Origin of the sequence: Actinokineospora sp. HUAS TT18, assembly GCF_051364635.1 — a bacterium.
GTDB lineage: Bacteria > Actinomycetota > Actinomycetes > Mycobacteriales > Pseudonocardiaceae > Actinokineospora.
This window is the reverse complement of sequence record NZ_CP195645.1, coordinates 2,779,494-2,793,560: the sequence shown is the minus strand read 5'-3', so window position 1 is coordinate 2,793,560 and position 14,067 is coordinate 2,779,494. Positions and strand designations below refer to the sequence as shown.

General features: G+C 69.1%; 17 protein-coding genes. 11 read left to right on the top strand and 6 right to left on the bottom strand.

Going from position 1 to position 14,067, the window contains the following annotated elements:
• The first annotated feature begins 74 nt into the window (after positions 1–74).
• Entirely contained in the window at positions 75–1,556 is a 1,482-nt protein-coding gene (locus ACSHT8_RS12350; protein WP_436500739.1) for a PstS family phosphate ABC transporter substrate-binding protein, read from the top strand.
• Here the strand turns inward: ACSHT8_RS12350 and ACSHT8_RS12345 are convergent.
• Together ACSHT8_RS12345 and ACSHT8_RS12340 are read right to left on the bottom strand one after the other, a co-directional pair.
• Positions 1,553–2,800, bottom strand: coding sequence for a lipase family protein (locus tag ACSHT8_RS12345; protein WP_436500738.1), 1,248 nt, complete (start codon positions 2,798–2,800; stop codon positions 1,553–1,555). The genes ACSHT8_RS12350 and ACSHT8_RS12345 overlap by 4 nt on opposite strands.
• 140 nt (positions 2,801–2,940) lie before the next feature.
• Positions 2,941–3,408, bottom strand: a complete 468-nt coding sequence (locus ACSHT8_RS12340; RefSeq protein ID WP_436500736.1) for a MarR family winged helix-turn-helix transcriptional regulator — start codon at positions 3,406–3,408, stop codon at positions 2,941–2,943.
• A 58-nt stretch (positions 3,409–3,466) separates the two neighbouring features.
• Here ACSHT8_RS12340 and ACSHT8_RS12335 point away from each other — a divergent pair, with 58 nt between their 5' ends.
• The 5 genes from ACSHT8_RS12335 (at position 3,467) to ACSHT8_RS12315 (ending at position 6,829) form a co-directional block, all read left to right on the top strand.
• The gene (locus ACSHT8_RS12335) at positions 3,467–3,838 is read left to right on the top strand and encodes a cupin domain-containing protein (RefSeq protein WP_436500734.1); all 372 of its coding nucleotides are present in this window, start codon (positions 3,467–3,469) and stop codon (positions 3,836–3,838) included.
• 24 nt (positions 3,839–3,862) lie between these two features.
• The gene (locus tag ACSHT8_RS12330) at positions 3,863–4,369 is read left to right on the top strand and encodes a DUF3558 family protein (protein ID WP_436500733.1); all 507 of its coding nucleotides are present in this window, start codon (positions 3,863–3,865) and stop codon (positions 4,367–4,369) included.
• A gap of 99 nt (positions 4,370–4,468) precedes the next feature.
• A complete protein-coding gene (locus tag ACSHT8_RS12325; protein ID WP_436500731.1) occupies positions 4,469–5,344 on the top strand; it encodes a trypsin-like serine peptidase in 876 nt (291 codons plus the stop codon).
• Positions 5,345–5,414: 70 nt separating this feature from the next.
• The gene (locus tag ACSHT8_RS12320) at positions 5,415–6,176 is read left to right on the top strand and encodes an aminotransferase class IV (protein WP_436500729.1); all 762 of its coding nucleotides are present in this window, start codon (positions 5,415–5,417) and stop codon (positions 6,174–6,176) included.
• A complete protein-coding gene (locus ACSHT8_RS12315) occupies positions 6,173–6,829 on the top strand; it encodes a DUF2461 domain-containing protein (RefSeq protein ID WP_436500727.1) in 657 nt (218 codons plus the stop codon). The genes ACSHT8_RS12320 and ACSHT8_RS12315 overlap by 4 nt, the downstream gene beginning before the upstream one ends.
• Here ACSHT8_RS12315 and ACSHT8_RS12310 read toward each other — a convergent pair.
• Positions 6,822–7,571, bottom strand: coding sequence for a hypothetical protein (locus ACSHT8_RS12310; RefSeq protein ID WP_436500725.1), 750 nt, complete (start codon positions 7,569–7,571; stop codon positions 6,822–6,824). The genes ACSHT8_RS12315 and ACSHT8_RS12310 overlap by 8 nt on opposite strands.
• Entirely contained in the window at positions 7,568–8,407 is an 840-nt protein-coding gene (locus ACSHT8_RS12305; RefSeq protein ID WP_436500723.1) for a hypothetical protein, read from the bottom strand. Before ACSHT8_RS12305 ends, ACSHT8_RS12310 begins: the two co-directional genes overlap by 4 nt.
• Before the next feature lie 197 nt (positions 8,408–8,604).
• On the opposite strand from ACSHT8_RS12305, the gene pyk reads away from it, so the two are divergent.
• Entirely contained in the window at positions 8,605–10,035 is a 1,431-nt protein-coding gene (gene pyk, locus ACSHT8_RS12300) for a pyruvate kinase (RefSeq protein WP_436500721.1), read from the top strand.
• Positions 10,036–10,068: 33 nt separating this feature from the next.
• The gene (gene tesB / locus ACSHT8_RS12295; RefSeq protein ID WP_436500719.1) at positions 10,069–10,956 is read left to right on the top strand and encodes an acyl-CoA thioesterase II; all 888 of its coding nucleotides are present in this window, start codon (positions 10,069–10,071) and stop codon (positions 10,954–10,956) included.
• Here the strand turns inward: tesB and ACSHT8_RS12290 are convergent.
• Together ACSHT8_RS12290 and ACSHT8_RS12285 are read right to left on the bottom strand one after the other, a co-directional pair.
• Positions 10,949–11,938 (bottom strand): hypothetical protein, encoded by a 990-nt coding sequence (locus ACSHT8_RS12290; protein WP_436500717.1) that lies wholly within the window; start codon positions 11,936–11,938, stop codon positions 10,949–10,951. The genes tesB and ACSHT8_RS12290 overlap by 8 nt on opposite strands.
• A 159-nt stretch (positions 11,939–12,097) precedes the next feature.
• The gene (locus ACSHT8_RS12285) at positions 12,098–12,397 is read right to left on the bottom strand and encodes a hypothetical protein (RefSeq protein ID WP_436500715.1); all 300 of its coding nucleotides are present in this window, start codon (positions 12,395–12,397) and stop codon (positions 12,098–12,100) included.
• Positions 12,398–12,635: 238 nt separating this feature from the next.
• Between ACSHT8_RS12285 and ACSHT8_RS12280 the strand changes: the two genes are divergently transcribed.
• The 3 genes from ACSHT8_RS12280 to ACSHT8_RS12270 all read left to right on the top strand — a co-directional run bounded on the left by ACSHT8_RS12280 (position 12,636) and on the right by ACSHT8_RS12270 (position 14,056).
• Positions 12,636–13,517 (top strand): helix-turn-helix domain-containing protein, encoded by an 882-nt coding sequence (locus ACSHT8_RS12280; protein WP_436500713.1) that lies wholly within the window; start codon positions 12,636–12,638, stop codon positions 13,515–13,517.
• Complete coding sequence (locus ACSHT8_RS12275) at positions 13,514–13,732, top strand: DUF397 domain-containing protein (RefSeq protein WP_436500712.1); 219 nt, start codon at positions 13,514–13,516, stop codon at positions 13,730–13,732. Before ACSHT8_RS12280 ends, ACSHT8_RS12275 begins: the two co-directional genes overlap by 4 nt.
• 138 nt (positions 13,733–13,870) lie before the next feature.
• The gene (locus tag ACSHT8_RS12270; RefSeq protein WP_436500710.1) at positions 13,871–14,056 is read left to right on the top strand and encodes a hypothetical protein; all 186 of its coding nucleotides are present in this window, start codon (positions 13,871–13,873) and stop codon (positions 14,054–14,056) included.
• The last annotated feature ends 11 nt before the right edge of the window (positions 14,057–14,067 follow it).

The following is a 14,067-nucleotide window of genomic DNA, read 5'->3' as shown; positions in this document are numbered from 1 at the left end:
CCCTTCGCCGTTCCTACGCTCGGAAGTTGACAGGTTGCGCGCTGTCGCGAGAGTGGGCGTAGATGTTCGAGTGGATGTTGAAGAACCTGGAAGCGACGGTCGGGCTCGCGGGGCTCGTCATCATGCTGTTCAGCTACCTGGTCGCGTGGTGGCGCAGGCGCAAGCGGGTGAGCTACCGGGTCCACCTCGACACCCCGGTGACGCCTGACCACGGCAACGACATCCCGCTGGAGCTCAACTACCAGGGCGAGGTCCTCACCGACCCGAGTTTCGCCCTGGTCCGGATCATGAACACCGGCAGCCGGGAGATCCGCCGCGGCGACTTCGCCCTGCCGCTCACGCTGGAGTTCGCCGGCCGCAAGGTCGTCGACGCCAAGGTCATCGAGGGCGACCCGGAGCTGCTCCAGATCGTCAAGCAGAACACCGAGTGGCCGCCTTTAGGCGATACCTCGCTGGCGCTGCCGCTGGTGCCGCTCAACCGGAAGAACCGGATCAAGGTGCTGGTGCTGCTCACCGGCACGCCGAAGCCCGGTGTCCCGTCGACCACGTGCGGGGGCTTCATCGTCGGCGGCCGGATCCTGCGCGACACCACCCGCGGCGACGGGCCGAGCAGGCGCGCGATGTACTTCGGCGGGCTCGCACTCGCCCTCGTCGGCGCGTTCGTCGCCCTGCTGGTCACCTCGCCGTTCGGGTCCGCCGACGCCGAGTGCGCCACGGGTGAGGTCAGGGTCGTCGGCTCCAGCGCGTTCGCGCCCGCGGTCGAGGAGATCAAGGAGTCCTACGAGAAGAAGTGCGACGGCGCCGAGGTCACCGTGGTCGGCGACGGCAGCCTGCGCGGACTCACCGAACTCGACAGCGGCGGGGAGAAGCAGGCCGACCGGCTCATGGCGATGTCCGACGGGCCCGCGTCGCTCAACCAGTTCAACCTGACACCGCACCCGGTGGGCGTGGTCGCCTTCGCGGTCGTGGTCAACAAGAAGGCGGGCGTCACCCAGCTGTCCACAGAGGACGTCAAGGACATCTTCGCGGGCCGCAAGACCAACTGGAGGCAGTTCCCCGGCGGCGCCGACCAGGAGATCCGGATCATCAGCCGGGACAGCAAGTCCGGCACCCGGGTGATCTTCGAGACCAAGGTGCTCGGCGGCGGCGCCGAGCCCGCGGTGTCGTCCAACGACTGCGTCCGCCGCGACCGCGTGCCCGACTCGCCGGTCGTGCGGTGCGAACTGGACTCGACCACCGACCTGCTCGACCGGGTCGACCAGCTCGACGGCGCGGTCGGCTACGCCGATGTGAACACCGCGATGAAGCGGGGCAACTCCACGCTCGTCAAGCTGGACAACCTGGAGCCCAGCGTCGACTCCGTGGTGCGGCACAAGTACCCGTTCTGGGCGATGGAGTACTTCTACACCTACGGCGTGCCGAAGGACGGCGGGCTGGTCTCGTCGCTGATCCGGTACATGGGTTCCGGCGAGGCGAAGGTCATCCTCCGCCGCGCCGGATTCGCGCCATGCGAGGAAGGCGCCAAGGACCAGGCAGGCGCCTTCTGCGGGGGTTAGATGATCGGCACGGCCCAGCAGTTGGAGACCGCGGGCAGTCCGGCGAACCGGGCCTCGAGCCACGCGAACGCACCCGGGTAGCTCGCTGCCGCGCCGCCGACGTGCGTCGGGCCGAGGTTCGGGGCCAGCCGGACGTTGGCGCCCCTGCCGCACCAGTCCAGCGCCAGCTGCTTGCCGACGGCGTAGGGGATGACGTCGTCGAGTGTGCTGTGCGAGATCAGCACCGGCACGGTCGGCTTGACCTTCCCGATCCGCTGCTCGGCGATCACGGCGTTGAACATCGGGTTGGTGTCGAGCAGGTTCGGGATCGACTTGCCGTCGGTGGTCAGCGACGCCGACTGCTTGAACGCGAACTGCGGGATGGCCGCGATCGTGCAGGACTTCTTGGCGTCGGCGGCGAACTTGAGTCCCGCGTCGTTCAGGAACGGTTCCATCGCGATGCCGTACCCGGCGGAGAGCCCGCCGATCGCGTAGCCGAGGAACGCCATGTAGAGGCCGCCGTCGAGGGCGCGCGCCACCTTGAACAGGTCCGCGGGCACGGCCCCTGCCGACACACCCTTGAGCTTGAGTTCGCCCGCGTAGGTCGGGGCGAGTTCGGCCGCGGCCGCCGCGGCGCCGCCGCCCTGGGAGTAGCCGTGGATCGCGACCGGCCCGTTGTCCGGCACGTCCGCCGCGGTGAGCCGCTGCGCGGCACGCAGCGAGTCCAGCACCGCGCGGCCCTGCACGACCCGGTTCATGTAGGTGTGGTCGCCCTCGGTGCCGAGGCCCTGGTAGTCGGTCAGGACCACCGCGTAGCCGCGCGTGATCAGCCCCTCTACGAACGGGCCCTCGTACTCGGAGCCGACGCTCAGCTGTCGCGACGGCGCGCACTCGTCGGCCATGCCCTGCGTGCCCGCCGCGTAGGCCACCAGCGGTCGCTCGCCGAGGCCGAACCACGCTGACTTAGGTGTGATGACGGTGCCGGTGACCGCGATCGGCTTCCCGAGCCGGTCGGTGGTCCGGTACATGATCCGCTGGACGTTCGCGTCGATCTTGATCAGCTTGACCGGGTCGAGATAGAAGATCGACGGCTCGCTCCGGACGATGTCACCGTTTTCGGTGGGCAGCGAGGTCGGCGTCGCATAGAACGACGGGGTTTCCTCGGCGTTCAGCGCGGGTGCGGCGACCATCCCGGCGGCGGCCATGGTGGCGACCGCGGCCACGGTGGCGACTCGGCGGGTCAGGGACGGCTTGGGAAACGGCACTGTCGACTCCCGGAGAGCTCAGGACGAGTTACCCAGCGGTAACGTCGTCTCCAGACAGTGACCCGCGTCGCAATATCAAGTCAACGAACGTTGTTCCGGCGCACTGTGCGCGCTGTTCCCCGCTCTAAGGAAGCTGTCGTTCAGGCGTAGAGCGCGCGCAGTCGCGGATCGGGCGTCGCCGCAGGTCCAGCCATCGCGGTGAGCATGTCCCGCAGGGTTTGGACGGCCTCGGCGCCGTGTTCGCCGACGAGCAGGCGTTCGTAACGCCGATGGAACGCGCGGGCCGCGGCCAAGGCGGCTTGGCCGTGCTCGGACAGGTGCAGCAGCCGTGCTCGGCCGTCCGTCGGGTCGGGCCGCCGCTCGACGTAGCCGCGGCGCTCCATGTCGTCGACCAGCTGCCCGGCGCCCTGCTTGGTGATCTCCAGCCGGGTAGCCAGTTCGCTGACCGTCATCGGCTTGGCGTTGAGCGCGCGAAGCACGTAGCCGTCGGAGCGGCCCTGATCGGTGAAGCCCTGCTCGTCCAGGGTCGCGCGGAGGTCGCGGACGAACTCCTGCCAGGCCAGCGCGAGCAGGATGCCGAGATCGAGGGGTTGCGCGTCAGCGGTCATCTCTGCATTATAGACAAGCCAGCTTGGTCAAGCTGGCTTGTCTATCTGGAGGGAAACCATGTCAGTCATCAAGGCCGCCGACGCCCCGCGCTTCGAGCTCCCGGGCGTCGAGTTCACCGGCCTCGCCTCGCCCAGCCGGGGTTCGGCCGACCTGTGCACCTGGCGCATCACCGTCGCGCCCGGCGTCGACTCGGCACCGCACACGCTCGACCGGGATGAGGTCTTCATGGTCACCGCGGGCACCCTGCGGGTGACCCCGGACGGCCCGGAGCTCTCGGCGGGCGACGCGGTCGTCGTTCCGGCGGGTGAGCCGATCGCCGTGCGCAACGCCGGGGCGGAGCCCGCGCAGGCCTACATCGCGATCCGGTCGGGGTTCACGCCGAAGATGGCCGACGGCACCGCCGTCGACACCCCGCCGTGGGCGCGGTAGCGCGTGGTCCGCGAGGATCAAGGTGTGCGAACCATCGTCACCTTGATCCTCGCGTCCGCCTTCGCGCTCACCGCTTGCTCGGAGGCCGCCGCCCCGCCCCCGGCATCCGGGTCGACCAGTGCGTCGCAGGCTCCGACGTCCGCCGCGGCCAAGCCGAGCCGCGATCTGGCGGGTGTCGACCCGTGCGCGCTGCTCACCGCCGCGGAGCTGACCCCGATCCTGCGTGACACCCCGCCCGACCCGAAGCGCGAGAACGCCGACGGCCAGGTTGGCTGCGCCTGGGGTGACGGCGAGTTCCGCGGGGTCTGGCTTTCCTTCGCCACCGCCTCGGCGGTGCCGCCGGTGCAGCGGCCGGTGCGGATCGGCGCCCGGTCCGGCGGTGTGGTCGAGGAGTTGGAGTACACCTGCGACGTGCGTGTCGAGATCGACGGCGTCGGTATCGACCTGCGCGCGGTGGCCTCCGACAAGACCGACTGGTGCCCCGAGGCGACCACGGCGCTCACGGCCGCGGTGGCGAAACTCGGCTGGTAGCGATTCACCCAGACGTCCGAATTGTCGCGGCAGGAAACTGAGTAACTTTCTACTTAGTCACCCTGCAAGTGATCCACGCCACAGTGAGAGGTAGTGATCATGAAGCGACATCTGGTGCTGGCGCTCGCCGCCGCGGCCGCGCTCGTCTTACCGGCGCCCGCCTCCGCGAGTCCCGCCGCCTACTGGACGCCCGCGGCGATGCGGTCGGCCGTCCCGCTCGACACGCTCACCGTCGACGCCAGGAAGGTGCGGCACGACATCCGGGCGGGCGCCCCGCAGGTCGTCGGCCCGCTCGCCTATCCCAACGGCGGCAGCGCCTGGACCGGTGGGGGAGCGGTGACCAGGACCGTCGGCCGCGTCTTCTTCACCTACCAGGGCCGCAACGCCTCGTGCAGCGGCAACGCCGTGACCAGCGCGAACAAGAGCACGGTGATGACCGCCGGGCACTGTGTGAAGCTCGACGGCGCCTATCACACGAACTGGGTCTTCGTGCCCGGCTACAACAACGGCAACGCGCCGTACGGCACGTGGACGGCCAGGTCGACCAAGGTCACCCCGCAGTGGCACGCGAGCGAGGACATCAACTACGACGTCGGCACCGCGGTCGTCAACCCGCTCAACGGCCAGTTGCTGACCGATGTCGTTGGCGCGCAAGGCATCGCGTTCAACCAGCCCAAGGCGCAGAACATGTACGCCTTCGGCTATCCCGCCGCCGCGCCCTACGACGGCTCCAAGCTGATCTACTGCTCCGGCCGCACCTTCGGCGCGTTCCTCAGCTCCGGCATCGGCATGACGTGCAACATGACCGGCGGCTCCAGCGGCGGGCCGTGGTTCCAGACGTTCACCGAGGGCAGCGCCACCGGCATCCAGAACTCGGTCAACAGCTACAAGATCAACCTGATCCCCACGTGGATGTTCGGCCCCTACTTCGGCGCGGACGCCCAGAACCTCTACAACACCACGCAGGCGAGCTGATCCGCGACACGGTCCCGCGGGTGAGGTCCGCGGGACCGTGTCCCGCGCGCGCCATGGGAGACTCCTGCCGATGAGCGCGCGAGATGACCACCAGCAGGCCGCGTACGGCCACTACACCGCGATGCGGGTCGAGCAGGGCCGGGTCCGCGGCCTGGCCCGCCACCTCGAACGACTCGACCGCGACGCCTGGGTCGTGTTCGGCACCGGCCTCGCCGAGGACGTCGTGCGCGCCGAGATCCGGCGCGCCGTCGACGGGCACGCCGAAGCCGTCTGCGCCAAGGCGACCGTGTTCGCCCCCGGCTTCGACCGCCGCGCCCCGGAGGCCGACGTCGAGCCGCGGGTCGAGGTCACCGTGAGCGCCCTGCCCGGCGACGACGGCCCGCCGCTGCGCGTGCGCACCGCCGGCTACCAGCGCGACCTGCCCACGATCAAGCACGTCGGCACGTTCGGCGCCACCTACCACCGCAGGCTCGCCCGCAAGGCCGGGTTCGACGACGTGCTGTTCGTCAACCCGGACGGCGAGGTCTCGGAGGGCGCGACCTGGAATATCTGCTTCCTCGACGGCGACACCGTTGTGTTCCCCAGCGCACTGGCGCTGCCCGGCGTCGCGCAGGGCCTGATCCAGCACGGGCTCACCCGCGCGGGCCTGGCCTACGACGTGCGCCCGGTGTCGGCGGCGGACCTGTCCGGCTTCACCGCCGCGTTCGCCACCAACGCACTGCGCCCCGTCCGCCCGATCACCACGGTCGACGACGTCGAGTTCAAGGTCGACGCCGACGCCGTGGCCCGGCTGCGCCGCTGCCACGACTCGATCCCCGAGGAACGCGTGTGAAGTTCGACGGGTTCGGCGAGTACGCGATCGACTTCTACGACGGCTTGGTCGCCGACAACTCCAAGACCTACTGGGACGCCAACAAGGCGACCTACGAGTCCGATGTGCACGCCCCGATGAAGGCGCTGCTCGCGGAACTGGAGAAGGAGTTCGGCGGCGACTTCGGCGCGCCCAAGGTGTTCCGGCCGTACCGCGATGTCCGCTTCGCCAAGGACAAGACGCCGTACAAGACCAACTGCGGCGGCGTCATCGAGTCCGGCCGCGGCGGCGGGGCGTACTACGTCGAGGTGAGCCCGGCGGGCCTGCGCACCGGGGGCGGCTGCTTCCACATGGCGAGCGACCAGCTATCCCGCTTCCGCACGGCCGTCGCCGAGGAGATCCACGGCGACCGCCTGCGCGACATCCTCGCCACCCTGGCGCGCCAGGGCTGGGAGATCCGCGGCGACCAGCTCAAATCGGCCCCGCGCGGCTTCGACAAGGACCACCCGCGCATCGACCTGCTCCGCTACCGCTCGGTCTACGCCGTGCGCGTCTGGGAACCCGACGACGTCCTCCACGAACGCGACTGCCTCACCCGGGTCCGCAAAGCCTGGCGGCAGCTGCGCCCGTTCAACGAGTGGGCCTACGACCACGTGGGCGTCTCGGCTAGCTGAACGGCGCCCGGTTCAGCAGGGCCTCGTCCTGGCCGAGGTAGCGCAGCCGCGGATGCTGCTGCGGCCTGCTGACCGCGACCAGTTGGGCAGCCTCCAGGAACCAGTTCAGGTACGAGACGCGGCTCCCCGGGATCCGCTCCCACGCGCTCTGGAGCGCGAGGGACAGCACGCCCCGGTCCCCTTTCCTCGTGGGGACCTCGCCCGCGTCCTCCCATGCCATGGACGCCGAGATCGACAGCCTGCGTGGCCCGGTCGCGACGATCCGCTTGACCGGCTCGACGTCCCGGCCGCCCCTGATCCCCAGGCTGTCGGCGCTGCATGTGTCCACGATGACGACGATGTCGCCGTCGAGCCCGGCCCAAAGCCCACCGAAGAAGTCGTCGGTGATGGGGCCGTCCGCCGCGGCGAAGACCTCGTCCAACTTGTCCGGTTCGTCGCCGTCGTCGTCGGTGGCCTGGAAACCGTGTCCGCAGAGGACCAGCACGAACAGCCCACCCGAGGGGAGGTTCCGCTTCGCGTCGAGTAGCCGGTCCTTGATCGCCTGCGCGGTGGTCGTGTCCGGTTTGGACAGACGGTGCAGCGTGAGCGACGCGGCGGGGACGGTGCGCCGGAGCAGCAGCTCGTACCAGTCGAGGTCGCCGCTGACGCCCGCCAGGGGACTGCCGAAGTCGTACCGCCTGCCGCGGAAGAGGAATGGGCGCGGGCCGCTCACCCCGACCAGCACCGCGACGACCGGGGTCATGGCGACGTCGTGGTGGGGGCCGGGTCGCTGGTCGTCGACGGGGGCGCGGTCGTCGACGGCGGTGTCTTCGGCTCGTCCTCGGTGTCGGGGGTCGCCATGCTGGTCGCCGCCCACAGGGCCGCCAGCGCCAGCACCATGCCGACGAACAGCACCGCGATCGTGCCCCTGGCCCTGGTCATCGTCTTCAGCACCGCGACCGCCGCGTCGCCGACCTCCTTGCCCATCCCGCGGACTCGGGGGCGGTCGGCCGCGCGCAGCCTGCCGCGGGTCTCCAGCGCGGCGAGCCACAGTCCACCCAGGAGCAGTCCGACCCCGGCCATCCCGATGACGAACTGGAGCTGGCCCGCGGACCGCACCGCGAAGGTCTCCTCGCTCCACGCCGCGGTGAGGTTGTTGATGAAGCGGATGTGCCGTGCCGTCAGGGCGATCAGCGCGGCGATGCCCACCGCGGCCGCGATCCCGGTCAACAGCAGGAAGACGTTGTCGAGTTCGCCGACCTCGGCCTCGACCACGGTGTCGCCCTCGTTCTCGCCGGGCGCGGGCTCGGCCTCGGCCAGTGTGACGGTGACCGGCGGTGATTCGCTGTCGCCGAGCTTCGCGGTGTACTTCCCGACCTCCTTCACCGTCACGGTGAACTCGGTGCCGGAGCCGCTGAACTTGTCCACGATGTGGACGCCGCCGCGCCGGAGTTCGAGCGCCCCGGCGTCCGTCCCCTGCGGCGCGGTGGCCGTCAACACGATCTCCGCGCCGGGGTCCACGATCAGACTGAGCCCGTCCTCGTTCTCCGCGGCCACCTTGTCGCCGGACTTCGCGGTGAGTGTCAGGGTGTCGACCATGGTTCCCCTCCTGCGTCGGGTCCCCTTCCGACGTATCGTCGGCGGGCGCCGTGGCGTGACATCTTGACTGCGGTGCGCGACTGAACCTGGACAGATGCAGATCCAGATGTCCGCAGGAAGAACAATCTGAATCGAAACGCAAGCTACTGGCCAGTACCTCATGATCGGTACAGTTCGACGGACTAAGCTGCTCAAACGTGAGCCGACGCGCGAAGATCGTTTGTACGATGGGCCCCGCAACCTCCAGTCCGGAGAAGGTGCGGGAGCTGGTTGCCGCGGGCATGGACGTGGCCAGGATGAACTTCAGCCACGGCAGCCACAGCGACCATAAAGAGATCTACGACCTCATCCGGTCCGCCAGCGACGCCGCGGGGCGCGCGGTGGGCGTTCTCGCCGACCTGCAGGGTCCCAAGATCCGCCTCGGCACGTTCGCGGGCGGTCCCGTCCAGTGGAACACCGGCGACATCGTCCGGATCACCGTCGAGGACGTCGCGGGCACCCACGACCGGGTGTCCACCACCTACAAGGGACTCGCCGACGACGCCAAGGTCGGCGACAAGCTGCTGGTCGACGACGGCAAGGTGGGCCTCGTGGTCACCGCCGTCGAGGGCCAGGACGTGGTGTGCGAGGTCTTCGAGGGCGGCCCGGTCAGCAACAACAAGGGCCTTTCGCTGCCCGGCATGGACGTCTCGGTGCCCGCGCTGTCCGAGAAGGACATCGAGGACCTAGAGTTCGCCCTGCACCTGGGCGTCGACTTCATCGCGCTGTCATTCGTGCGCTCGCCCGCCGACATCGACCTGGTCCACCAGGTGATGGACCGGGTCGGCCGCGGTCGGCTGCCGGTGATCGCCAAGCTGGAGAAGCCCGAGGCGGTCGACAACCTCGAGGCGATCGTCCTCGCCTTCGACGGCGTGATGGTCGCCCGCGGTGACCTGGGCGTCGAGCTGCCGCTGGAGTACGTGCCGATCGTGCAGAAGCGCGCGGTGCAGATCGCCCGCGAGAACGCCAAGCCGGTCATCGTCGCCACCCAGATGCTCGACTCGATGATCAACAACTCCCGGCCGACCCGCGCCGAGGCCTCCGACGTGGCCAACGCCGTCCTCGACGGCGCCGACGCGGTCATGCTGTCCGGCGAGACCAGCGTCGGCCGCTACGCCATCGAGTCGGTCGCCACGATGGTCCGCATCATCGAGGCCGTCGAGACCGAGACGACGCCCGACGCCGTCCCGCCGCTGTCGCACGTGCCCCGCACCAAGCGCGGCGTGATCTCCTACGCCGCCCGCGACATCGGCGAGCGCCTCAACGCCAAGGCCCTGGTCGCCTTCACCCAGTCCGGCGACACGGTCAAGCGTCTCGCCCGGCTGCACACGAAGCTGCCGCTGCTGGCGTTCACCCCGGAGCCGTCGGTGCGCAGCCAGCTCGCGCTGGTGTGGGGCACCGAGACGTTCCTGGTGCCCAAAGTGGACTCGACCGACGAGATGATGCGCCAGGTCGACCTGTCCATGCTGTCGATCGGCCGCTACCAGCCGGGCGACCTCGTGGTGATCGTCGCAGGCTCCCCGCCGGGGACGGTCGGCTCGACTAACCTCATCCGAGTGCACCGGCTGGGCGAAGAGGACCACGCCTGAGTCTTCCCGCCGGTCGGGGAAGGACTCGACGGCATGGAGCTACTCACCACCGATGGTGTCCCGCGCGGCCAGCAGGTCCTCGACCGGCTGGTCGCGCTGCTCGATCTGGAGAAGATCGAGGAGAACATCTTCCGCGGCGTGAGCCCGAGCCACTCGCCGGTCCGCGTGTTCGGCGGCCAGGTGGCGGGCCAGGCCCTGGTCGCCGCGGGCCGCACCGTACCCCCGGAACGCGGCGTCCACTCCCTGCACGCCTACTTCATCCGCGGCGGCGACCCGAGCGTCCCCATCGTGTACGAAGTGGACCGCATCCGCGACGGCCGCTCCTTCACCACCCGCCGCGTCGTCGCGATCCAACACGGCAAGGCGATCTTCGCCTTGTCGGCGTCGTTCCAGGTGGTGGAGGCGGGCATCGAACACGCCTCGGAGATGCCGTCCGTCCCACCACCGGACGCCCTGCCGTCCCACGGTGACCTGATGACACCGGAACTGAAGGCCAAGTTCGGCCGGATCGCGGATCGTCCCCGCCCCATCGACATCCGCTACGTCAGTGAGCCACCGTGGCTGTCGCGTGAATCGGGTCCCCGGGAGGCCGACAACCAGGTGTGGATGCGCGCGGACGGCACGCTGCCGGACGATCCGTTGCTGCACGTGTGCGTCCTGGCCTACGCGTCGGACATGACGTTGCTCGACTCGGTCCTCGCCCGCCACGGCGTGTATTGGGGGACCGACAACGTCCTCGGCGCCAGCCTCGACCACGCCATGTGGTTCCACCGCCCCTTCCGCGCGGACGAGTGGGTCCTCTACGACTGCGTCTCACCCAGCGCGTCGGGTGGGCGGGGGTTGGCCACGGGCCGCTTCTTCACCCAGTCGGGAACCCTGGTGGCGACGGTTGTGCAGGAGGGTCTGGTGCGGGTTATTTGAAGTGCCGCTCGACGATGTCTTCGACGGCTGGCTCAAGCTGATCGGCCGCCGTCGTGTCGACCTGGCTGTTCTCCACACCGCGCCCCGGCAGGAAATGGGCGACGACGCACAGCAGTCCCTTCTTCGCTCCGGGCACCGGCAGCAGACACAGCCTGCGGTCCTCGAACCGCTCCTGCTTGGTCGTCGATGAGATCGCCTGGCGGCCTGCCACGGTGGTGCTCTGGCCTTGCCCGGCATGCACTTGGTCGGTCAGGTCGCTGTCGAAGTGAATGGACACCTCGATGACCACGGTGTGGGTCGGCTCGACGAAGTAGCAGTGCGGAGGACCCCCGACCAAGCTCCCGAGAACCGGCGCGAACGCCTTCCCGAACCTGCTCACCCCCTCTTTCGCGATTCCGCAGGCCACCCGCGCGTCACCCGCGGCCGCGGCCAGCACGGTCTCGGCGCCGCGGGGTACGGGCCGGTCCTCACTGGGTTGGCAGGTCCCGCTGTACGGGTAGTCGACACAGGCGCCGACATCCGGCGAGTCCGGTTCACCTGCCGGAATCACCAGCGAACCAAGCCGATCCACGGCCACGGACGCGGCGGCTTGGGTCGACGCACAGCTGTCACCTGACTGCTTGTGCCCGGCGACAGTGACCGCGAGTTCGAAACTCACCGGAATCCCGACCTGACACGACCCACTCCTTGGGTCCGCCATCAGGTACGCCTTGGCGCCTCCGAGGTCGATCAGCACCGAGTGAAACTTTCGCGCCCGGTCGAGTTTGTCCTCAGTCGTGACGGAGACGAGGTCGCCCCCGTTGGCGACCGAGCAGCGACGCGGGCCGGAGGACTGCGGCTGGGCGCCCAGCGCCGCGGGATCGAGCAGCGCACACGGATCAAGCTCACGCAAGGCCGCGACCACCACCTTGGCGTCCCGATCCGTCGGCGGTTCGATCTTCGGATACTCCGCAGGCGTCGGCAGCGGTCGTGTCTGGGACACCTCTGGGGTGCACCCGGCCACGATGGCGGCTACAACAAGACTTAGAGCCAGACCCAAGAATTTGTCCAGCATGGGATCCATGCTCTCCCCCGGCTACGAGATGGTCGGGGGAGCGTATCGACGCTGCGGAGTCGGTGTGTCACTTTTGGTGAACCTGGTTCACCGGTACTGCGGGGTGTCCGTGTCCTCGGTCATCAGCAAACAAAGGTTCGCCGTCAGATAGGCCCGACACGGTGAAGGGGCGCGGGTGAACAGTCGAGTCCGACAAGTCGGGCAGCGGCCCTGGGAGTCCGGGTGGTGTTCGTCCAGCAGGGCTTGCAGGGCGGCGACGACGCGGGGGAGTTCGGCTCTGGCGAGTTCGGCGGCGGTGTGGTCGGCGCTGCCGGTCGCTCGTGTACTAAGGGTGGACAGATAGTCCTGTAACGACGCCTCCATGTGCCCGAAGATCGACTCGTTCACCCGTGTCCCTTCCGGTCGGTGGCGCGGCTCTCCCGCATGTTGTTTCCCATGAGACTGCGTGGTCGCGGGCGCATTCTGCAAGTTGCAGTACACGATCGGGTGACATTCCCCAACCATGGTCGTTAACCGCTCACAGACTTACCGCAAAACACGGCGGACTGTCCCTTGTGCCCGACAAGATCAGCATTGAGACTTGCCGTGCGGTCCGCACCCCAGCCGGGAACGAGGTGAAACACACGTGGCGCGTGATCTCAGTCCGACTGTGCGCCGTCGGCGGCTCGCGGGTGAGCTGCGGCGGTTCCGTGAGGCCGCGAATCTGACCATCGACGAGGTGGGCGAGAAGCTGGAGTGCTCCGCGTCGAAGATCAGTCGGATCGAGACCGGGCATGTGGGGGTCACCCCGCGTGATGTGCGGGACATGCTCGATCTGTACGGCATCGACGAGGACAAGCGTGAGGCGCTGGTCCAACTGGCGCGGGAGGCCCGGCAGAAGGGCTGGTGGCACGCCTACACCGAGGTCTTCACCGGCTCGTTCGTCGGCCTGGAGTCCGAGGCCGCCTCCCTGCACACCCACCAGGCGCTTCTCGTCCCCGGTCTCCTGCAGACCGAGGACTACACCCGCGCGGTCATCCGGGCCATCCGGCCGGACGTCGCCGACGCGGAGATCGACAAGCGGGTGCGGGGCCGCCTGGCCCGCCAGCGCCTGCTCACCGACCCCAACCCACCCGAGTACTGGGCGGTGATCGACGAGGCCGTGCTCCATCGCGTCGTCGGCGGGCCAAACGTCATGCGCGCGCAGTTGAACCGGCTGGTCGAGGCCGCCGGGCTGCCGCACGTGACGCTGCAGGTCGTGCCGTTCGCCGCGGGGGCGCACGCGGGCATGGAAGCCCCATTCCTGATCTTGGGATTCCCGGAACAAGCGGACCCGGATGTGGTCTATGTGGAGAACACGACCTCCGGTGTCTATTTGGAACAGCCTTCCGATGTGCGCCGGTATACGTTGATGTTCGATCATTTGCGGGCGGCGGCGTTGAAACCGGACGACACCGTCGAGCTGATCCAGCGGGCAGCCGATCGGCTGATTCGCCAAACACCAGAAAGCGAGAGGAGCGGGGCGTGACCGTTACCGACCTGACCGTTTCCGATCTTGCCCGCGCGCACTGGCGCAAGAGCAGCCGCAGCGGTGCGGGGAACGACTGTGTCGAGCTCGTCGTCCGCAGAGGCGGCGCGGCGGTGCGGGACTCCAAGAACGCCGGGCACGGGCACCTCGCCTTCGCCGACGGCGGCTGGCTGGCCTTCCTCAGCGCCGTGAAGCAAGACAGCCTCAGCGATTGACCCGCCCGGACCCCTTACCCGCGCCCTCGAAGTCCCAGCCGAGGGTGGGGTAAGGGGTCCGTCGCGCAGGACTGCGTGATCGTCCGATGCCCGGGCCGTGGCCTCAGCGGCAATCTCGTCATCACCAAGGAAGAAGCGATGACGAGGAGCCAGACCATGTGGACACCGGAAGCCGTCAAGGCCGAGGTCAACTACCGACAGAACGGCACCAAGGACCTCACCAGCAGGCTGCACCTGCACGAGGTCCGGCGCGGCGCCCCCTGGTGGCAGCGCATGCTGCGGCACCGGGGCGACCCGCAGGTGAACGGGCGTTCGGCTGCCTGACCCGCCGCGCC